We start from the raw sequence: 19,903 nt of genomic DNA on the forward strand, positions 1-19,903 counted from the left end.
TGCGTCGCGGGGGTTACTCCCGGGCGCCCACCACGTCGCCGGGGCGGCTTCGCAGGACGGCTGCGGAGGCCAGGAGGGTCGTGCCCAGGGTCAGGCCGAGTGCGGCGACGACCACCGTGACGAAGATCCACGGTGAACCGTCGGGCACCGCCGACCCCAGCACGCTCATGCTCAGCGGCACCAGCGTCAGCAGGGCGACCAGCACGCCCAGCACGATACCGGCCACCGCGACCAGTACCGCCTCGACCGTCATCATCTGCATCACCTGACGGCGGGTGGAGCCGATCAGCCGCTGCAGCATGAACTCCCGACGGCGCTCGGTCGTCGACAGCACCTGGGTGTTGACCAGCGCGATCGTCGCGTATCCGACGACCACACCGAGCAGCAGGTACGCCATCCAGCTCTGGGTGTCGTCCTGGTCCGCGCGCACCAGGGTGAGCGCCTCCCGGTCGGCCACCCGCAGCCCCGGCTGGGAGGCGGCGAGTGCGGACAGCGTGCCCGCGAGCTTCGCCTGGTCGGTGCCCGGTTCGGCGCTCACCATGATCTGCGGGACCAGCCCGGTGTCCGTGTGCGCGACCAGTACCGAGGCCGGCAGCAGCGCGGTCTCGTAACCGCGCTTCCCCTCGACCGTGGCGACCAGTTCCAGGACGACCCGGCTGCCGTCGCCGAGCCGCATCGGCACCTTGTCGCCGATCTTGCGTCCGTCGGTGTAGCGGGTCGGCAGCGCGACGGTGTTGCCCCGGAGGGCGTCGAGACTGCCCTGGGACGCCCGGAAGGCGGTGGTGCGGGTGAGGCCTTCTGGGGTGATGCCCTGCATCGACACCGCGACCGGCTCCGGCCGTTCCACCTCTTCGCCGTCCGCGTTCTCGTCGACCGGCGGGGGCACCGCGGGGGCGCCCTTGGGCTCGATGTATCCGAGGCTGGGGATCTGGGCGGACGCCGCGGCCACCCCGGGCTGCGCACGGATGGTGTCCACCGCGTCGAGCGGCAGCCCGCCGGAGTCGGAGGTGACGACCAGGTCGGCGCGCAGACTCTCGTCGAAGGCCCGTTCCGAACCGCTGGCCTGGGTGGTCTGCAGATAGATCAGGGCGATGGCCAGACCGGTGGCGAGCATGACCGGCATCACCGCACCGGCCAACTGGGGGGTGCGTACCTTCGTGTTCAGCATGGCGAGCCGGCCGGCCAGCCCGGACACGGCACGCACCGGTCCGTGCAGCGCGGCCGCGATGCCCTTGGCGAGGCCGGGCCCGAGCAGGCCCACGCCCGCCGTCCACAGCATCGCCGCCGGAGTGGCCGTACTGCCCGCCTCGGGGCCGTCCATGTTGGCGGTGACCATGGCGAGCGCGGTTCCGCCGCCCAGGCAGAGCAGTGCGAAGACCAGCCGGACACCGCTGAACCAGCGGTGTTGCAGGGCTGCTTCGGAGAGCGCCTCGGTGGGGCGGGTACGGGCCGCGCGGCGGGCGGCGATGAAGGCGGCGCCCACCGCGGTGAGCATCGCGGTGCCCGCGCCGACGGCGAGCGGTACCCAGCCTGCCCGGTACTCGATCGCCTCCGGCACCACACCGGCGTCGGCGAACGCGCTGAGCAGCCAGCTGCCGACCGAGGGCCCCGGCCAGCAGGCCAGCGCGGTGGCGATGGCCGCGACGAACACGGTCTCGCCGAGGATCAGCCGGCGGAGCTGGCCGGGGGTGGTGCCGATCGCGCGGAGCAGCGCCATCTCGCGCTGCCGCTGCTGGATGGACAGTCCCAGGGTGCTGGAGACGACGAACACGGTGACCATCGCGGACAGCCCGCCGAAGGCGGCGGCGAGGCTGACCAGGTCGCCGCCGTCGGCGATGACGTCGGGGTTCTCCGCCCGGCCGCGGTCGTCGCCGGTGGTCACGGTGGCCTGCTTGCCGACGACGGCCTTCGCCAGGCTCTCGCGGACCGCGCCGAGGTCGGCGCCCGCGGCGGGGAAGACGCCGAAGGAGTCGACGGCGCCGGGGCGTCCGGTGACCCGGGCGGCCTCCGCGTCGGCGAGGAAGACGCTGCTCGCCCCGTCGGGGCCGGTGCTCAGACCGGAGATCTCGTAGCTCTCGGCTGCGCCGTGCACCAGCAGCGGGAGCTTGTCGCCGACGCTCAGGCCGGCCTGCTCGGCCAGACCCGCGCCGACGACCGCCTGGCGGGCGCCGGCCGGCGGGGAGCCCTCGGTGAGCTTGTACGGGGTGAGGCGGGCGGAGGCCCAGCCGTGCCCGGTCACCTTCTGGCCGGCCTGCTTGCCGCTGCCGTCCGTGAGGGCGGCCTGGAACGACACGTCGGGTACCGTCTCGCCGACGCCGGGCACCGCCGCGATGGTGCCGGCCAGCTTCGCGTCCAGCCGGATGCGCTCGGCGAACAGCTCGCCGCTCTGGCTACCGGGGTACAGCTGGTCACCGGTGACCACGATCGGGGCGCCGGCCAGCCGCTTGGGCGGGGCGGCGTTGTGCAGGCCGGTCTCCAGCAGGCCGCCGGAGCCGATCACGATCGCGGCGCCGAAGAACAGCGCGATGAACGACGCGAGGAAGCCGCCCTTGTGGAAGCGCAGGGTGCGCAGCGCGATCCTGATCACCGGTGCACCCCGTGCCCGGCCTGCGGTGCGGTGGCGGCGGTCCGGTTGCCCCAGGCGCCGAGGTGCGTCATCTGCTCGGCGACCTGGTCGGCGGTCGGCCGCTCCAGGGCGCTGACCAGCTGGCCGTCGGCGAGGAAGAGCACCCGGTCGGCGTGTGACGCGGCCACCGGGTCGTGGGTGACCATCACGATGGTCTGGCCGCCCCACTGCACGGCCTCGCGCAGCAGGGTCAGGACCTCGCGCGCGGTGTAGGTGTCCAGTGCGCCGGTCGGCTCGTCACCGAATATCACCGCGGGCTGGGTGATCAACGCCCGTGCGATGGCCACGCGTTGCTGCTGTCCGCCGGAGAGCTCGCCGGGCCTGCTGGTGCGCTTGCCGGCCAGGCCGACCCGTTCGAGCACCTCGTTGACCGCGGCCTTCTTGGGCCTGGTGCCCGCCAGCCGCAGGGGCAGGGTGACGTTGTCCAGCACGGTCAGGGCGGGCAGCAGGTTGAACGCCTGGAAGATGAAGCCGATCCGCTCGCGGCGCAACTTGGTCAACTGGCGTTCCTTGAGCGGCGAGAGGTCGACGCCGTCGAGCATGACCGTCCCCGACGTCGGCCGGTCGAGGCCGGCCGCGCAGTGCAGAAAGGTGCTCTTGCCCGATCCCGAGGGGCCCATCACCGCGGTGAAGGTGCCCTGGCCGAGCCCGATGCTCACCCCGTTGAGAGCGGCCACCTCGTTCTTCGGTCCGCCGTACACCTTGCGTACGGCGTCAAGCCGTACGACTTCCTGAGCTGCCGGTGGGGCTGCGATCCCGTTCATGGGTCAAGTCCTTCGGATGCGTGGGCCCGTAGGCCGGGAGAGTGAGGTTCAGCGGGCCCGGCTCGGCGAGCACCCGCTTGGCGTGTGCGAGCGGGTCGGGGGGAGGCCGCAGGAGGGCGTGGGCGATGGTCAGGTTCAGCCGGGCGGCTGCCACCACCGCGCGGGAGGCGTACAGGGCGACGGCCAGGAAGACGGCCGAGGCGATCAGCGCGGCGGGCCAGGAGTCGATCCACCACCCGATGCGGGTGCCGTCGGACGGGCCGAGGCGTACACCGGTGTGGTAACTCCCGTCCGCCTGGAGGTTGTCGACCGTCCAGAACCACAGCGGCAGCGCCACACCCGCGAGGACGGGCAGCCAGAGCGCCAGCACGATCACGTCCACCAACAGCAGGAACGGGAACGCCAGCAGCAGATAGGTGAGGTCCCGGAAGATCACCGGGTCGGTCCAGCGGGCGTTGATGTGCCCGGAGAGGCCCGGTTCCGCGGCCAGTCGGTACACGTAGGGAATCGGCTCGTCCACCAGCACCGCCCGGCCCCGCTCGACCTGGGCGCAGCAGCGCACCACCCAGGCCGAGCCGATGGTGAGCGCCACCGTGATGGTGAGCTGGCTGAACGCGAAGGCCGCGACCAGGGCGGCGGCCGTCACCACGAACAGCAGCGATCCCACCACCAGGTGGCTCGCGAGGTAGCCGGTCGCCCGCCAGGGGGCGGCGGAGAGCAGCGTCCGCCGGGGGTTCGCGGGCAGCGGCAGCAGTCGAGCCGTCCTGAGCACCCGGCCCGGCCGGTGCTCCGTCGCGGGCTGCCGGTTCATCCGACGCTCCGCAGCAGGCTCTCGATCTCCTTGAGGCGGCCGTCGATCAGGGACAGCCGGTCCTGCAGGACGTCGAGTTGGGCGGTCGACTGCTCGGCCAGCTTGCGGTAGTGGGCCATGGCGACCGCGTCGGCGCGATGGCGCTGCAGCCTGAAGTACGAGATCACGCCCGCTGTGCTGCCACCGACGAGGATGAGGATGATGGCGATGGTGATGACGGCGCCGGTCATGTGGGGGTTCCCTTCGCGTCACTGCGCTCTTGTGTGTCTGCCGCGACAGCCGCAACGACGGTTTCTATGGTCAAGTGCAAGTGGAACTCTGCCAGTTCGAAATACTTCAGCGCCTTGCCTGAGTCGGAGAGTTCCAGGTGGCCGACGACTATCCCGGCCTGCTCCAGGCGTTCCAGGTGCATGTAGAGCAGGGGCCGGGAGATCTTGAGCCGGCGGGCCAGCTCGCTCACGTACAGCTGTCCCGTGGCGAGTTCGGCGATGACGCGCAGGCGCTGTGCGTGCCCCACGGCGGCGAGAACTGCCAGCAGGTCCTCGCTCGTCATGGGACATCCTCATCAGCAGGTCGGAGTGTGTAAGTTGAGACTTACACATGCACTGAAAACCTGTCAACCGTAAGTCGTGGGTGGCGTTTTGGGCGGGACACGCGCGACGGGTCCGGCCCCACGGGGTGGGGCCGGACCCGGCAGCACTGTAGGTAAAGGGGCCGTGGATCGCGGGAGTTGAGGGTGGGCGCGGTGGGGGCCGCCCTCAGACCGCGGACCAGGCGCGGAACTGGCGCAGACCGTAGAGCAGCGGCGGCTGGGCCTGCCCCGTGGAGATCCGGCGGGCCGCGCCGAAGACGGTGACGTGGTCGCCCATCCGCTGGGTCAGTACGACGTCGCAGTCGGCCACCGTGTGCGCGTCCTTCACCAGTTGGGGGCCGCCCGTGCGCGGCTCCCCTTCCCAGGAGGTCATCAGGAACCGGTCCGGGTTGCCCGAGGCGAACAGCTCCGCCGTGTCCTGGGCGCCCTCGTGCAGCAGGTTCACCGTGAACCTGCCTGCCTCCAGGACGGCGTCGAGGGTGGGGCTGCCACGGCGCAGGCAGACCAGCAGCGTGGGGGGCTCCAGCGAGACGCTGCACACCGAGGAGCACGTCATGCCGCGCGGTGCCCCCGTGCCGTCGAAAGCGGTGACCACGCAGACGCCGGTGGGGAAGCCGCTCATCATCGTCCGGAAGCTGCTGGGCGTCGCGTCGGCGGGCAGGTCCGACGCGCGCTCGGTCAGTTCGGCGGCCACCTCCAAGGCGCGCTCGGTCAGTTCGGTCGCCGCTGCCACCACCGCGGTGGCCGGGTCGGTCGCTGCCACCGCGGTGGTGGCCCGGTCGGCCGGCCCGGCGTCCCGCGTGGTCGGTTCCGTGGTGGGCTGGGGCGTCCTCGTGGTGGGTTCGGTCATCGGACACTGCCTTCCGTCGCTACGGCGGCCTTGCCGGCCGCGGGGGCGGTCCCCCTGCGATCGAGGAGGCCGAGGAGCGGCCCGGTCATGGCCGTGGTCACCAGTGCCATCACGACCAGGGCCAGTACCAGGGGCGCCGTCAGGATCCCGGCGCTGAAGCCGGCCTGGAGCACGATGAGTTCGGTCAGGCCCCGGGTGTTCATCAGTACGGCGATCCGGCGGGACGTGCCCAGTGACTGACCGCCCAGTCGCGCCCCGAGGTAGCCGCCGACACCCTTGCCGAGGCAGGCCAGCACGATCGCCGAGACGATCAGCGTCCAGGAGGCCTGGCCGAAGGCGCCGTTGAGCACGGTGATGCCGGCGACGACGAAGAACGCGGGAGCCAGCGCGCCGCCCGCCCTGGAGAGGGTGGTCACCGCGCCCGCCCAGGGGGCCTTCTCGTCCGCGGGTATCGCCAGGCCCACCATGGCGGCGCCGAGTATCGCCGTCATGCCGAGGTGTTCCACGGTCAGCGCCACGGCGAGCGCCGCCGCACCGAGCAGCACCGCGACGGTCCGCGGCAGCCGTACGCAGGCGAGCTGGGCGGTCCTGGTACGCAGCGCGAACCTGACCGCCAGTGCGCACACCGCGCCGACCAGCAGGGCCCGCAGCGAGTGCAGGGTACCGTCGAGGTCGCCGGCGCCCAGACTGATCGCGAGCGTCAGGAGCAGCCAGCCCACCCCGTCGATGGTGATCGCCGCGGTCAGTGCCAGCCGGCCGGCCGCCGACCCGCTCATCCCGCGGTCGGCCAGGATCCTGGCCATCACCGGCACCGCGGTGATGGACATCGACACCGCCACCATCAGGAAGAAGGCGGGCAGCGGTGCGCCGCCGCGCGCCGCGGTGTCGTCGGTGAGCAGGATGATGCCGGTCATCAGCGCGCCGGTCAGCAACGGCGGGACGAGGGAACCGGCCGCCACCCAGAAGGTGGCGCGGCGCGGCGGTCCGTCGGCGCCCGGCTGCAGTTTGTGGGCCAGACCGACCAGGAAGAGCACCAGGCCCGCCTCGGCGAGCAGCCGCAGGGTGGCGAACACCGGCCCCGGCAGCACGCGGTCGAACACGTCGGGTCCGAGCAGGGCGATCAGCGCGGGCCCGAGCAGCAGCCCGATCACGATCTCCCCGATGACCTCCGGCTGGCGCAGCAGCCGGGCGGCCCTGCGTCCGGCCCAGGCGGTGAGCAGCACCACGGTCAGTGCTCCCGCCACGTGCGCGGCGGTGGTCAGGAGGTGCGGCACATCCATGGCGAAGTACCTTTCCCGGCCTGCGGCCCGGTCAGTGCATCTGGGCGAAGTAGTCGTACGCCTTCGGCAGCGTCCCGCTGAGGTGACGCGTCTTCTCGCGGATCTCCTCGAACTCCCTTTGGGCCGCGCCGGGGTCGGAGAGCGCGAGGGCCGGCGACGGCTTGAGGTCGATGCCGCCCATCCCGAGCAGGATGCACATGTACGAGTACGGCGGCAGACCGTGGTAGTACGGGTAGACCGTCTCGGAGTCGGGCAGCTGGGTCTTCCACCGCTCCAGGCGCTCGGCCAGCGAGTCCGGGATCTGCCGGGTCTTGGTGTCGCGCCAGTACTGGGTGTCCGAGCGCTTCGCCGCGACGTAGTGCAGCACCAGGAATTCCCGCACGCCGTCCATCACATGGGCGATGGAGTCGTTGTAGAGGTCGCGCTGGGTGGGGTTCCAGTCCTCGTTGGGGAAGTTCTTGGCGAGCTGCTCTATCGCGTGGTGGATGAAGAAAATTCCGGTGGATTCCAGCGGCTCCACGAATCCACTGGCGAGGCCGATGGCCACGCAGTTGTTCGCCCAGGAATTCTCGCTGCGCCCGATGCGCATCTTGATGTGATTGGCCGAGACGTCCGCGGCGGCGGGGCCGACGAATTCACGCAGGGTGCGCTCGGCGTCCTCGGGGGAGAGATAGTCCTTGGCGTACACGTAACCCGTACCGACGCGGCCCATCAGCGGAATCGTCCAGATCCATCCGGCGTCCTGGGCGGTGGCGGTGGTGCACGGCAGAATTCCGCGGCGCTCCATGTCCATCGGCACCTGGAGGGCGACCGCGCTGTCGTTGGGCAGGGTGTCCTGGTAGGAGATGAAAGGCACTTCCAGGGCCTTGTTCAGCAGCAGCCCGCGGAATCCGGTGCAGTCGATGTACAGGTCACCGGTGACCTCGCCGTGCTCCTTGGTGGTGACCCCGGAGATCCAGCCGCGGTCGTCGAGGGAGACGTCCAGCACGTCGTCGGTGATGTGCTTGACGCCCCGCTCCACCGAGTACTGCGTCAGGTACTTGGCCAGCAGCGCCGCCTCGAACTGGTAGGCGTACGGGAACTGCGTCTTGCCCTGGTGCTCGGACATCGTCAGGCCCTGCATCTCGTCCGCGCCCTCGACGAAGGGCTGGTCGATGAGGCTGCCGTCGAGGTGCCGGGGGCTGAGCCCGGCGTCGATGATCGAGGGCATGACGAAGCAGTCCTTGTCGAACCGGTCGGAAGGACCGTTCTGCAGCCACCAGTCGGTCAGCGGGAAGCCGTTGACCGAGCGCATCTGCTCGAAGGGGTGGTAGAAGTAGTGGCCCTTCTCCCGCCAGTTCTCGAACCGGACGGCGAGCTTGTACGTGGCATTGCAGGCCGGCATCCAGTCCTTCTCCTTGAGTCCGAGAAACTCGAAGAAGTGACGGATATCGCTGAACGTGGCCTCGCCGACGCCGACGGCGCCGATATGACCGGACTCCACCAGGGTGATGTCTATTCGTTCCCCGAATGCGGCCTTGAAGTAGGAGGCGGTCATCCATCCGGCTGTTCCGCCGCCCACAATCACAACTTTGTTGAGCATGCTGACTCCCGTTCGGTGGCTGCACGAGTTTCCGAGACTAGAAGCCGTGCAAAGCCCCGGCCAGGTCCTTAAGCGGCCGACGAAACTTGCAGGTGGGGATGTTTGGCGCCGTGATGCGTCAGCACTGTGTCAGGGGGAGTCGGCAGCATGTCGGTCGGGTCACTGGGCGGCAACGGTCCGCCCGCCCGGCGCAAGGGAGTTGTGGATGACGCAGCACGCACAGGTTCCGCCGTTCGCCGTGATTCCTGGCATTCAGGTGCACCGCGTCCTGTCAGGTCAGGAGAAGCGCACCATCGACCTGGTGGAGGCGGCCTACCGGGTGCACGGCGAGGGCGACACGGTGAACCCACCGTCGTACTTCCTCCGCTTTCCGGACCGTCCCTCCTCCCGCATCATCGCGTTGCCCGCCTCCCTCGGTGGCGCGAGCAGGGTCGACGGACTGAAGTGGATCTCCAGCTTTCCGGAGAACGTCGCCACGGGCATACCGCGGGCCTCCGCGGTGCTGATCCTCAACGACCACACGACGGGGTACCCGCTCGCCTGTCTGGAGAGCTCCATCATCAGCGCCGCCCGCACCGCGGCGTCGGCCGCGCTGGCGGCCGACCGGCTCTCGCAGGGCCGGGGCCGGCCGAGGCGGATCGGCTTCGTGGGCACCGGGCTCATCGCCCGCCATGTCCACTCCTACCTGGCGGGCTCCGGCTGGTCCTTCGACGAGGTGGGCGTGCACGACCTGTCGGCGGAGTACGCGGGCGGCTTCCGCTCGTACCTGGAGGACTCCGGGGAGAGCGGGCGGATCACCCTGCACGACCGGGCCGAGGACCTGATCCGCGCGTCCGACCTGATCGTCTTCGCGACCGTCGCGCCGGCTCCGCACGTCAGCGAGCCCGCCTGGTTCGCCCACAACCCGGTGGTGCTCAACGTCTCGCTGCGCGACCTGGCGCCCGAGGTGCTGCTGGCCTCGGCGAACGTGGTCGACGACGTGGAGCACTGCCTCAAGGCGGACACCTCGCCGCACCTGACCGAACAGCTCACCGGCAACCGGGACTTCATCGACGGAACGCTCCATGACGTGCTGACCGGCAAGGTCGAGGTCCCCGTCGACCGGCCCGTTATCTTCTCGCCGTTCGGACTTGGCGTGCTGGACCTGGCCGTCGGCAAGCACGTGTACGACGAGGTGGTGGCGCGTGGCGAGCTGAACGTCGTCGACGGCTTCTTCCACGAGGTCGACCGGTACGGACGAGGCGGTACGCCCCGTGCCCGTTCCTGAAACGAGGGGATTCCCGTGTCCGTGATCTCGGCGCCCCAGGACTTCCTCCTGGACGACCTCTATCTGGACCTCAGGTCCGTACTCGGCCGCTCGCTCTACCTGAAGTGCGAAGGCTTCAACTTCGCGGGTTCGGTCAAGCTGAAGGCGGCGGCGGCCATGGTCGCCGACGCCGAGCGCAGAGGGGTGCTCACCCCCGACTCGGTCATCGTGGAGTCCTCGTCGGGGAACCTCGGGGTGGCGCTGAGCATGATCGCGGCGAACAAGGGCTACCGGTTCCTGTGCGTCACGGACACCCGCTGCAACCTCGCCACCCGACGGCTGATGGAGGCGGTGGGCGCGGAGGTGCACATCGTCACCGAGCCGGACCCCGAGGAGGGGTTCCTCGGCGCGCGACTCGACTACGTACGGAAGGTGTGCGCGTCCGACGAGCGGTACCTGTGGCTCAACCAGTACGCCAACCCGTACAGCTGGATCGCCCACCACCGCACCACCGCGCCCTCCATCGCCGAGCACTTCCCCGAGCTCGACGTGCTGTTCGTCGGAGCGGGCACCACCGGGACCCTGATGGGCTGCGCGCGGTACTTCAAGGAGTCGGGGCGCCCGGTCACCGTGGTCGCCGTCGACTCCGTCGGTTCCGTCAACTTCGGCGGCCCGCCGGGGCCCAGGATGATTCCCGGCCTCGGCTCCGGTGTGCGCTCGCAGTTGCTCGACCCGTCCTTCGTGGACGACGTGGTGCATGTGCCCGAGGTGGAGTCGGTGCGCGCCCTGCACCGGCTGGCGGCGGGCGGATTCCTGCTCGGCGGCTCCACCGGCACCGTCGTCGCGGGGGCGCTGAGCTGGCTGGCGGCGAACCGCCCCGACGGGACGGCCACGGCCGTGGGGATCTCCCCGGACCTGGGCGAGCGCTACCTCGACTCCGTGTACCAGAGCAACTGGGTCCGTGACATCTACGGCGCCCACGCCCTGGACCTCGACCCGGTCGGCTCGGCCTGACGGCCGGCGGCGGCCCTTCGCGACCCGGTGCCACCAGGGCCTGATCCGGCTCCTCCCGCCGACCCGGCGGGGGGAGCCGCGCTGTTTCTCCTCCCGGTGCGCGCGCCGGCCCTCCCGAGCCGCCCTCCCGCACCGGCCCTCGTAAGCCCGTCCGCACCTGCCCGTAAGCCAGTCCGCACCCCGGAAGGTCAGAATCCGCCCACACCTTGTACCGACTTACGGTTGACGGCCCGAGCCTGCACCTGTAATTCTTTTCTTACACACGTCGGGAAGTCATGACGACCACAAGGAGCTGGGCACAGTGGAGAAGCAGCCGATCACCGTCCGGGTGGCGAGCTGGAGCGCCTTACACCCCGGCCGGGCCATCGCGGGATGGTTCGTGTTCGTCGCCCTGTGCCTGGCTGTGGGAATCGGTCTCGGCACCAACAGCGCGACCGCCCAGGACTTCCAGGTGGGTGAGTCGGGGCGCGCCGAGGCCATCGCGACCGAGGCGAAGGTCCTGGAGAGGCCCTCCGAGCAGATCATGATCACCTCGAAGTCCGGCCCGCTGGACGAGGCGCAGGCCGAGACCGCGGCCCAGGACCTCACGGCCCGGATGAAGAAGCTGCCCGAGGTGCTGGACGTCGCCGCCCCCGCACGGGCCGCGAACGGAAAGATGCTCATGGTCGAAGTGACCATGAAGGGCGTCAAGCGGGAGGTCAAGGAGTTCGTCGACCCGCTGCTGGAGCAGACCGCCCAGGTGCAGGCCGCCCATCCCGACCTGGTCGTGGAGGAGACGGGTGACGCCTCCGTCAGCAAGGGGCTCGACAGTCAGCGCAGCGCCGACCTCGCGACCTCCGAACTGATCTCCTTCCCGGTCACCCTGATCACGCTGTTCCTCGTGTTCGGCTCGCTGATCATGATCGGCGTGCCGCTGCTGCTCGCCCTCACCTCGATCGCCGGCGCCTTCGGCCTCTACATGGCCGCCTCGCACCTGCTGCCCGACACCGGCGTGGGAATGAACGTCATCCTGCTGATCGGCATGGCGGTCGGCGTCGACTACACCCTCTTCTACCTCAAGCGGGAACGCGAGGAGCGGGAGAAGGCGGCCGGGCGGCTCAGCCCGGAAGCCGTGGTGGGCATCGCCGCCGCGACCTCGGGCCGGGCGATCGTGGTCTCCGCACTCGCGGTGATCATCTCCACCGCGACGCTGTTCCTGGCCACCGACGTCATCTTCTCCTCGCTCGCCGTCGGCACCATCGTGGTGGTGTTCGCCGCGATGATCAGCTCCGTCACCGTGCTGCCCGCCCTGCTGGTCAAGATCGGACACCGGCAGGACCGCCGGGCCGCCCGTGCGGCGGCCCAGGGCAAGACGCCCAAGCGGCGCAGGTCCACCCGGGAGACCGGCAAGCTCTGGACCGCCCTGCTGAGCCCCGCCCGCAACCACCCGGTGGCCACGCTCGTGGTGTCGGTGCTGGTGATGGCCGGACTCGCCCTCCCCGCGCTCGGCATGGAACTGCGCGTCCTGAACAAGGACACCCACTCCCGCGAGATCCCCGAGATGAAGACGTACGACCGGCTGAACGAGGCCTTCCCCGACATGCTCGCCGAGCACTGGGTGGTCGTACGCGTCGGGGCCGACCAGCAGGACGAGATGCGCGCCGCCCTCGGGGCGCTGACCGAGCGGGTCCAGGCGGACCCCGCCTTCTCCAATAAGAAGCCCGAACTGCGCACATCGGCGGACGGCCGGGTGAGCGTGCTGAACCTGAGCGTGCCGCACCGGCTGAGCTCCGCCGAGACCAAGGACTCCCTGAAACACCTGCGGGAGGACTACATCCCGGCCACGGTCGGCAAGATCGCCGGCGCCGAGTACGGAGTCGACGGGACCTCGGCGCAGGACGCCGACTACCTCGACCACCAGAACGCGAAGCTGCCGGTGGTCGTCGGGTTCCTGCTGCTGCTCACCTTCCTGCTGACCGCCCTGGTCTTCGGCTCGGTGGTGCTCGGACTGATCGGTGTGCTGCTCAACCTGCTTTCCGTGGCTGCCGCGTTCGGCCTGCTGGTCGTCTTCTTCCAGTGGGGACTGGCCTCGACCCTCTTCGGATTCGACGAAAGCGCCACCAGCGCGATCGGATCGCGGGTACCGCTGTTCCTCTTCGTGATCCTCTTCGGCCTCTCGATGGACTACCAGGTCTTCGTGGTCAGCCGGATCAGGGAGGCGGCGCTGGGCGGAGTACCCACCCGCAAGGCGGTACTGGACGGTATCGAGAGTTCCGCGAAGGTGGTCACCAGTGCCGCGGTCGTCATGGTGACGGTGTTCTCCAGCTTCATCCTGCTGCACCTCGCCGAGATGAAGCAGATCGGATTCAGCCTCGCGGTCGCGGTACTCCTGGACGCCTTCATCATCCGCGTGATGATTCTTCCCTCGGCCATGATCCTGCTGGGCAACGCCAGTTGGTGGCCCTCGACCCGGATGCGGCGCGCCCAGAGCGGCGCCCCCGAAGCCCCTGTGACCGTCCCCGAAGCCCCGGTGGCCCAGCTCCGCTGACCCACCGGCCCACAGACGGGCGCCGGACCGGAACCCCCGCCGGTTCGGCGCCCTCCTTCGTCCGCCATACCATCCGGCAGGCCCGCCCGGCCCCGGATGGTATTTCCCTCGTCCGGATGGGCTGGGCAGGATGTGAGCCACCGGCAGACGATGACGGGGGATGCACACAATGGAAATTCAAATTCTTGGTTCAGTTTTCCTCTCGTTCGGCGACAGGCAGTACGTCCTGGCCTCGAAGCGGGAAAGCACCGTTCTTACGCTACTTGCACTGTCTCCACGTGAAACTGTCCCGTCCGACCTTCTTGTGGACGAACTGTGGGCGGACAAGAAGATGGCGAATGCGCGAAATGCACTGCAGGCGAATGTCAGCAGGCTGCGCAAGTATCTGGAATCGATCACAGGAATCAAAGGAGGTGCGCTGATCCGTACCGTCGGCAGTGGTTACCTCCTCGACGTACCGCCCGAGACGGTCGACGCCCACCGCTTCCTCAAGCTGGCGGAAGCCGGCGCCGCACTCGTCCACCGGGACCCGGCGCAGGCCGTCGGCAGGCTGGAGCAGGCACTCGCCCTGTGGCGGGGCCCGGCCCTGACGGACGCCTGCGAGGGGCTGCGCGGCCGGATCAGCGCCGCCCACCTCGAAGAGCGGCGGATCACCGCGTACGAAGACCTGACCACGGCGAGACTCGCGGCCGAGGCGCACCGGGTGTCGGTCTCCGAACTGCGGCAGCTGGCCGACGAGCATTCGGAGCGGGAGCGGCTCAGTGAACTGCTGATGCTCGCGCTCTACCGCGACGGGCGCCAGTCCGAGGCCCTGGAGGTGTTCCACGGCGCGCGCCGGCGTCTCGCCAGTGACCTCGGCCTTGAGCCTGGGCGCGCCCTGCACCGGGTCTACGAGGCCATCCTGAAGCAGGACGAGGCGCTCGGCGAGCCCCGCCAGACCCTCGTTCAAGCCGGCCGGGTTTCCTACTGAAAAGCCGCCAAACGGAATCGGACCCCCGCTACCTGAAACTGTGAGCCCCCTGTCCCTCCGTCCGCCTGACTCCTCGTCAAGAGGTAGTCGGTGGACGGATTCGGCGTGCCCTGGGTAAGGTTCATCGGTACGTTTCAGAGATTTCCATCACGGGGGGCCGGTGTAATGGACATCGAATTACGTCATGCTCGCACAGTGGTTGCAATCGACACCGCCGGAAGCATTTCCCGGGGCGCGATCGCGCTCAACCTGCCGCAGCCCAGCCTCACCGCGCAGTTGCGCCGCATTGAGAAAGCGGTCGGTGGCGCCCTGTTCGTCCGGTCCCACTCGGGCGTGACCCCGACCGGGCTGGGGCAGCGGCTGATTCCCATGCTGGCCGACCTGGTGCGGCGCGCGGACGAGGTCATCGCCGAAGCGGCGGCGGCCACCTCGGCCACGCTGCGCTTCGGCAACACCGAGTGGACCCCGCCGACGCTGCGCGGTGCGCTCCAGGCCTCGCTGCCGTCCGTCGAGGTGCAGACCGAGACGCTCGGCCCGGCCGCCGCCGTGGACGCGCTGCAGCGCGGCAACCTCACCGCCGCGCTGATCTCCGGCCTGCGCGCCGAGCTCGACGAACCCTCCCTGGGCAGGGCGGTGATCGTGCGGGAGCCGGTCTGGCTGGCGCTCGCGCACGACCACCCGCTGGCCGGCCGCGACCGGGTGGGCGTCCGCGACCTCGGCGAACTGTCCTGGGTGCACTACTCCAAGGACCACTGGTTCCAGGCCGTGGAGAAGCGGCTGTTCGCCATGCTCGACCACAGGCCGCTCGACGTCCTGCACCACGTCGACGGCCACCGCGAGGCGATGAGCTGGGTGCGGGACATGGGCGTGGCCGCGCTCACCACCCCCTCGGGGGTCACCCCCGACGTACGGCTGGTACCGGTCGACTGGTCGGAGTCCGTCGATCTCCTGCTGGTCTGGCGCGGCGGCACGGTCGCCGGGGGCACCCTGCGCAAACTGGTGGAAGCGGTGCGCCAGTACTACTGCGAGTACGCCCGCACCGTACCCCTGTACTGGCCCTGGATCACGGCGCATCCGCAGGACTTCACCGAGCTCGGGCTGCCCCGGCGGGTGCCTGTCAGCTCGTAGTCAGTTCCGCATCAGCCCGCTGTCAGGGCTCTTCGCCAGCATCGTCGGCATGACAACCGCGAATCAGCTGGACACCGACAGCCGTGCTCAGATCAAGACGATCATCTGCGACATCCTGGAGATCGAACCGGAGGAGATGACCGACACCAGTCGCTTCAAGGAGGACCACGAGGCCGACTCGATGGGCGCCATCGAGATCCTCTCGCAGCTGGAGCGGGCCTTCGGGGCCGACATCGACCAGGCCGAGCTGGCCCGGATGGTCAACCTCGACGGTGTCGTCACCGTGGTCTCGGAAGCCGTCGCCGCCAAGTCGGCGCAGGCCGGCTAGGCCTCGGCCCCGGACGACTGGAGCGCATGGTGTACGACAACGAGCAGCAACCACGCCGAGTGGTGATCACCGGTCTGGGGACGGTCAGCAGCATCGGTCTCGGCGTACAGGCCTTTCTCGACGGGCTGCGCGCCGGGCGCAGCGGGGTCAAACCGATCACGGCCTTCGACACCTCCGGCTTCGCCCACGCCAACGGCTGCGAGGTCGACGACTTCGAGCCCGCGGACTGGATCCACCGGGTGGAGCCGGCGGAGCTCGGCCGGGCGACCCAGTTCGCGGTCGCCGCGGCCCGGATGGCCGTCACGGACGCGGGGCTGTCCGAGGACGACCTCAGACAGCGCAGGGCGCTGGTCTCCGTCGGTACGACCGACGCGGAGTCCCGCGACCTCGACGTGCTCGCCGGAGCCCAGCTCGCCGACGGCGCGGAGAAGCTGGACCCCGGTGTCGTACGCCGTGCGCAGGCCGGACGGCTTTCCACCGGCATCGTCAGGGAGCTGGGGCTCGTCGACGTCGAGGCACTCACCATCCCCACCGCGTGCGCGGCCGGCAACTACGCCATCGGCAGCGGCTTCGACGCGATCCGCGACGGTGACGTCGAGGTCGCGCTGTGCGGCGGCGCGGACGCGGTGTGCCGCAAGACCTTCGCCGGGTTCTACCGGCTCGGCACCATCGCCCCCGAGGTCTGCCAGCCCTTCGACAAGGACCGCAAGGGCATCCTCACCGGCGAGGGCGCGGGCATCCTGATGATGGAGAGCCTGGACTCCGCACGGGCCCGCGGCGCGCGGATCTACGCCGAGGTCTTCGGCTACGGCCTCAACTGCGACGCGCACCACCCGGTCGCCCCCGACCAGGGCAGCCTCGCGCGCTGCATCGAGGTGGCGCACCGCAACGCAGGCGTCAAACCCCAGGACATCGACTTCATCTCCGCGCACGGCACCGGCACCCGCGCCAACGACGTGACCGAGGCCGGGGCGATCCGGCAGGTCTTCGACTCACCCCCGCCGACGGTCTCCATCAAGTCCATGATCGGGCACTCCATGGGCGCGGCCAGCGCGCTCGCCTCGGCCGCCTGCGCCCTGGCCATCACCGAGGGCTTCATCCCGCCCACGATCAACCACCGGGAGACCGACCCCGAGTGCGGCCTGGACTGTGTGCCCAACGAGGCGCGGCCCGCCGAACTGAACGTGGTCCAGAACAACGCGCTCGCGTTCGCGGGCAACAACGCCGTGCTGATACTCGGCCGGCTCCGGGAGGCTGAGTAATGTCCCCACTGGTCCTCTCCGCCTGGTCGGCGGTCTCCCCCTACGGCGTGGGGAGCGCCCCGTTCCGCGCGGGGATCAACGCAGGAGACAGTGCCGTCGCCCCGCTGGACCGCGAGGCGCACCCGGGCCCCTTCGAGAGCGGCGGCCTGGTGCCCGACTTCACGGCCGCCCGGTACGTGGGCAAGAAGGGCACCCGGACGATGGACCGGGTGACCGCGATCGCCGTCACCACCGTCGGCCGGCTGCTGGCCGACTGTGACGACGAACTCACCGCCCACCCCGAGCAGTTGGCACTGGTTCTCGGCACCGGGTCGGGCAGCGTCCAGAGCATCATGGACTTCACCAAGGACTCCCTGGAGGGCGAGCGGCCCTACCACGTCGACCCGTCCCGCTTCCCGAACACCGTGATGAACAGGGCGGCCGGGCAGAGCGCCATCTGGCACGGCATCAAGGGCCCGAACACCACCGTGGCGGGCGGCGCCCTGACCGGACTGCTCGCCCTGAGCTACGCGCTGCGCCTGCACAAGGGCGGCCACTGCACCCGGGTGCTCTGCGGCGCCGCCGAGGAGTACTCCACGCAGCGCGCCTGGCTGGAGTGGCACGGCCGCGGCGAGGAGGAACGTTCGACGCCGCTCGGCGAGGGCAGCGCGGTCTTCCTGCTGGAGAGCGCCGAGGACGCACGGGGAGCCGGACGCGAGCCACTGGCCGCCGTGCTGGCCACCCGCTTCCGCGCCTACCACGACCGCGAGGACGCCCGTGAGGCGCTCGCCGTCTGCGTCGGCGAGGCGTTGAAGGCGTCGGGGCTGGGCGCCCAGGACGTCACTCTGGTGTCCCCGCTGGGCGCCGGGGGCCGGCTCGCGGAACTGGAGGAGGCCGCCCTCACCGACGTGCTCGGGCCGGACGGCCCGCGGCGGGTCAGGCTCGGACCGCTGCTCGGCGACACCTCGGCGGCCGCAGGCAGCCTCCAGGTGGCGGCGGTGCTCGCGACCGCGGGCGAGAAGGGCCTCGCCCCCGGCGAGGCGGCTCTGATCACCGGCATCGAACGCGACGGCACGGTCGGCTGCGCGGTGCTCGGCGGCAACTGACCGCACGGAGCGGCCCGGCCGCGGCGACCCCACCGCGCGACCGGGCCCCCGCCACGTGCGCACGGGGCACCCACCACACGACCGAGGAGAGACAGACATGCCCGCAACCGACCGACGCGTCGCCCTGGTGACCGGAGGCTCCCGGGGCATCGGCCGCCACGTGGTGAGCCGGCTGGCCCGGGACGGCTACGACGTGGCCTTCTGCTACCAGTCCAACAAGGAGGCCGCGGACGCCGTGGCCGAGGAGGCGGCGGCGGCCGGGGCCCGGGTGTACACCGCCCAGACCGACGTGGCCTCGCACGACGCGGTACGTACCTTCGTGCGCGACAGCGAGAAGACGCTCGGACCGCTGCACACAGTGGTCTCCTGCGCCGGAATCGTCCGCGACAACCCGCTGGTGATGCTCTCGGAGGCGGACTGGGACGCGGTGCTCCGGGTCAACCTGGACGGCACCTACCACCTCTGCAAGGCGGCGGTCTTCGCGATGATGAAGCGCAGGGCCGGCTCGGTGGTCACCCTCTCGTCCGTCGCCGGGGTGTACGGGAACGCCACCCAGACCAACTACTCGGCGACCAAGGCCGGGATCATCGGCTTCACCAAGGCGCTCGCCAAGGAGTCCGGCCGCTACGGCATACGTGCCAACGCCGTCGCCCCCGGATTCATCGAGACCGACATGCTCTCCGGGCTGTCCGGCGAACACGTCGCGAAGATGACCGAGCGGATCCCGCTCGGCCGGTTCGGCCGCCCCGAGGAGGTCGCCGACCTGGTGTCCTTCCTCGCCTCCGACCGTGCTTCGTACATCACAGGACAGGTCTTCGGGGTCGACGGCGGCCTCGTCGTCTGAGCGTCCGAACAGTCCCAGAGAGACGGAAAGGGCCGTCACCGTGCCCAAGAACAAGACACCGCGCTTCTACTTCTCGCTGCGCAGCCCGTACTCGTGGCTGGCCCACCAGGAACTGACCGCGCGCCATCCCGAACTGGTCGAGCGCCTGGAATGGGTGCCCTTCTACGAGCCGGACGAGAGCAGTGCCCGCCAACTCGCGGAAGCGGGAGGCCGGTTCCCGTACTCGGAGATGTCCCGGGAGAAGAACAGATACGTCCTGCAGGACGTCGGCCGGCTCACCAAGGCCCGTGGGATCGAGGTGACCTGGCCCGTCGACCGGGACCCGGTCTGGGAGGTCCCGCACCTGGCCTACCTGGTGGCAGCCGCGCACGGCCGCGGCCAGGACTACATCGCGGCGGTCTACCGTGCCCGGTTCGGCGAGGGCCGCAACATCTGCGACCCCGCGACCGTCGCGGAGATCGGCGCCCGGCTCGGCCTGGACCCGCAGTCGCTCGCCGGGGCCTCGCAACGGCCCGAACTGCGCGCCGAGGGGGTCGCCATGCTGCTCGACGTCTGCAAGGACGGCGTCTTCGGCGTTCCCTTCCTGGTGCACGGCTACACCAGGTTCTGGGGGCTCGACCGGCTCGACGCGTTCGTGGAACACCTGCGCACCCAGCAGCCGTCGGCCGGTTCGGTGCCGCAGCCGCTGGCCGCCGTGGGCCTGGGCAGGTCGGCGGACGACGGGCACGCGGGCGGCTGCGGCTGACCGCGCCCCACTCCACCCGCGCCGCCCGTACTTCCCGTACCGCTCCCCAGCACCCGTACCCCTGAACGGCCCTCGTCCCTCCTGCCGGAGCGCCCCCGCGCGGCGGAGGGACGGGGGCCGCTTCGGCATGTGCTCCCGTTCGCGCGTTCGTGCCCGGTGTGCACGCCCGGTCCGTCAGACCGGAGTCAGCCCGCTGTCAGCGCGCCGGTCAACGATGAGAGGTGTGAATTCGGTGACCTTCGCTAGGGG

18 protein-coding genes are annotated in these 19,903 nt (G+C 70.4%); 10 read left to right on the plus strand and 8 right to left on the minus strand.

Annotated features, from left to right (window positions below; translation table 11 throughout):
* Positions 1 to 13: 13 nt before the first annotated feature.
* The 8 genes from ACIQM4_RS00865 to ACIQM4_RS00900 all read right to left on the minus strand — a co-directional run bounded on the left by ACIQM4_RS00865 (position 14) and on the right by ACIQM4_RS00900 (position 8,505).
* Positions 14 to 2,587 carry an FtsX-like permease family protein gene (locus ACIQM4_RS00865; protein WP_401584119.1) on the minus strand — a complete coding sequence of 858 codons (2,574 nt, stop codon included), beginning with the start codon at positions 2,585 to 2,587 and terminating at the stop codon, positions 14 to 16.
* On the minus strand, positions 2,584 to 3,390 hold the full coding sequence (locus ACIQM4_RS00870; RefSeq protein ID WP_401584121.1) for an ABC transporter ATP-binding protein: 807 nt from the start codon (positions 3,388 to 3,390) through the stop codon (positions 2,584 to 2,586). Before ACIQM4_RS00870 ends, ACIQM4_RS00865 begins: the two co-directional genes overlap by 4 nt.
* Positions 3,341 to 4,201 (minus strand): sensor domain-containing protein, encoded by an 861-nt coding sequence (locus ACIQM4_RS00875; protein ID WP_401584124.1) that lies wholly within the window; start codon positions 4,199 to 4,201, stop codon positions 3,341 to 3,343. Before ACIQM4_RS00875 ends, ACIQM4_RS00870 begins: the two co-directional genes overlap by 50 nt.
* Positions 4,198 to 4,431, minus strand: coding sequence for a hypothetical protein (locus ACIQM4_RS00880; RefSeq protein WP_401584127.1), 234 nt, complete (start codon positions 4,429 to 4,431; stop codon positions 4,198 to 4,200). Before ACIQM4_RS00880 ends, ACIQM4_RS00875 begins: the two co-directional genes overlap by 4 nt.
* Entirely contained in the window at positions 4,428 to 4,754 is a 327-nt protein-coding gene (locus ACIQM4_RS00885; protein WP_401584130.1) for an ArsR/SmtB family transcription factor, read from the minus strand. The genes ACIQM4_RS00880 and ACIQM4_RS00885 overlap by 4 nt, the downstream gene beginning before the upstream one ends.
* Before the next feature lie 205 nt (positions 4,755 to 4,959).
* Complete coding sequence (locus tag ACIQM4_RS00890; RefSeq protein ID WP_401584133.1) at positions 4,960 to 5,643, minus strand: flavin reductase family protein; 684 nt, start codon at positions 5,641 to 5,643, stop codon at positions 4,960 to 4,962.
* The gene (locus ACIQM4_RS00895; RefSeq protein ID WP_401584136.1) at positions 5,640 to 6,923 is read right to left on the minus strand and encodes a cation:proton antiporter; all 1,284 of its coding nucleotides are present in this window, start codon (positions 6,921 to 6,923) and stop codon (positions 5,640 to 5,642) included. The genes ACIQM4_RS00890 and ACIQM4_RS00895 overlap by 4 nt, the downstream gene beginning before the upstream one ends.
* A gap of 31 nt (positions 6,924 to 6,954) precedes the next feature.
* Positions 6,955 to 8,505, minus strand: coding sequence for a tryptophan halogenase family protein (locus ACIQM4_RS00900; protein WP_401584138.1), 1,551 nt, complete (start codon positions 8,503 to 8,505; stop codon positions 6,955 to 6,957).
* 205 nt (positions 8,506 to 8,710) lie between these two features.
* On the opposite strand from ACIQM4_RS00900, the gene sbnB reads away from it, so the two are divergent.
* The 10 genes from sbnB (at position 8,711) to ACIQM4_RS00950 (ending at position 19,654) form a co-directional block, all read left to right on the plus strand.
* On the plus strand, positions 8,711 to 9,772 hold the full coding sequence (gene sbnB / locus ACIQM4_RS00905) for a 2,3-diaminopropionate biosynthesis protein SbnB (protein ID WP_401584140.1): 1,062 nt from the start codon (positions 8,711 to 8,713) through the stop codon (positions 9,770 to 9,772).
* A 15-nt stretch (positions 9,773 to 9,787) separates the two neighbouring features.
* Complete coding sequence (gene sbnA / locus ACIQM4_RS00910) at positions 9,788 to 10,765, plus strand: 2,3-diaminopropionate biosynthesis protein SbnA (RefSeq protein ID WP_401584143.1); 978 nt, start codon at positions 9,788 to 9,790, stop codon at positions 10,763 to 10,765.
* A 301-nt stretch (positions 10,766 to 11,066) separates the two neighbouring features.
* Complete coding sequence (locus ACIQM4_RS00915) at positions 11,067 to 13,292, plus strand: MMPL family transporter (protein ID WP_401584146.1); 2,226 nt, start codon at positions 11,067 to 11,069, stop codon at positions 13,290 to 13,292.
* A 169-nt stretch (positions 13,293 to 13,461) separates the two neighbouring features.
* Complete coding sequence (locus ACIQM4_RS00920; protein WP_401584149.1) at positions 13,462 to 14,262, plus strand: BTAD domain-containing putative transcriptional regulator; 801 nt, start codon at positions 13,462 to 13,464, stop codon at positions 14,260 to 14,262.
* Between the two features lie 165 nt (positions 14,263 to 14,427).
* Positions 14,428 to 15,390 (plus strand): LysR family transcriptional regulator, encoded by a 963-nt coding sequence (locus ACIQM4_RS00925; protein WP_401584151.1) that lies wholly within the window; start codon positions 14,428 to 14,430, stop codon positions 15,388 to 15,390.
* Between the two features lie 49 nt (positions 15,391 to 15,439).
* The gene (locus ACIQM4_RS00930; protein WP_401584154.1) at positions 15,440 to 15,718 is read left to right on the plus strand and encodes an acyl carrier protein; all 279 of its coding nucleotides are present in this window, start codon (positions 15,440 to 15,442) and stop codon (positions 15,716 to 15,718) included.
* Positions 15,719 to 15,744: 26 nt separating this feature from the next.
* The gene (locus ACIQM4_RS00935) at positions 15,745 to 16,980 is read left to right on the plus strand and encodes a beta-ketoacyl-[acyl-carrier-protein] synthase family protein (RefSeq protein ID WP_401584156.1); all 1,236 of its coding nucleotides are present in this window, start codon (positions 15,745 to 15,747) and stop codon (positions 16,978 to 16,980) included.
* Positions 16,980 to 18,065, plus strand: a complete 1,086-nt coding sequence (locus ACIQM4_RS00940) for a beta-ketoacyl synthase N-terminal-like domain-containing protein (protein ID WP_401584158.1) — start codon at positions 16,980 to 16,982, stop codon at positions 18,063 to 18,065. The genes ACIQM4_RS00935 and ACIQM4_RS00940 overlap by 1 nt, the downstream gene beginning before the upstream one ends.
* Positions 18,066 to 18,162: 97 nt before the next feature.
* Positions 18,163 to 18,909, plus strand: coding sequence for a 3-oxoacyl-[acyl-carrier-protein] reductase (fabG, locus tag ACIQM4_RS00945; protein WP_401584161.1), 747 nt, complete (start codon positions 18,163 to 18,165; stop codon positions 18,907 to 18,909).
* A 40-nt stretch (positions 18,910 to 18,949) separates the two neighbouring features.
* Positions 18,950 to 19,654, plus strand: a complete 705-nt coding sequence (locus tag ACIQM4_RS00950; RefSeq protein WP_401584164.1) for a 2-hydroxychromene-2-carboxylate isomerase — start codon at positions 18,950 to 18,952, stop codon at positions 19,652 to 19,654.
* The last annotated feature ends 249 nt before the right edge of the window (positions 19,655 to 19,903 follow it).

It is taken from the genome of Streptomyces sp. NPDC091272 (assembly GCF_044757485.1).
Lineage (GTDB): Bacteria > Actinomycetota > Actinomycetes > Streptomycetales > Streptomycetaceae > Streptomyces.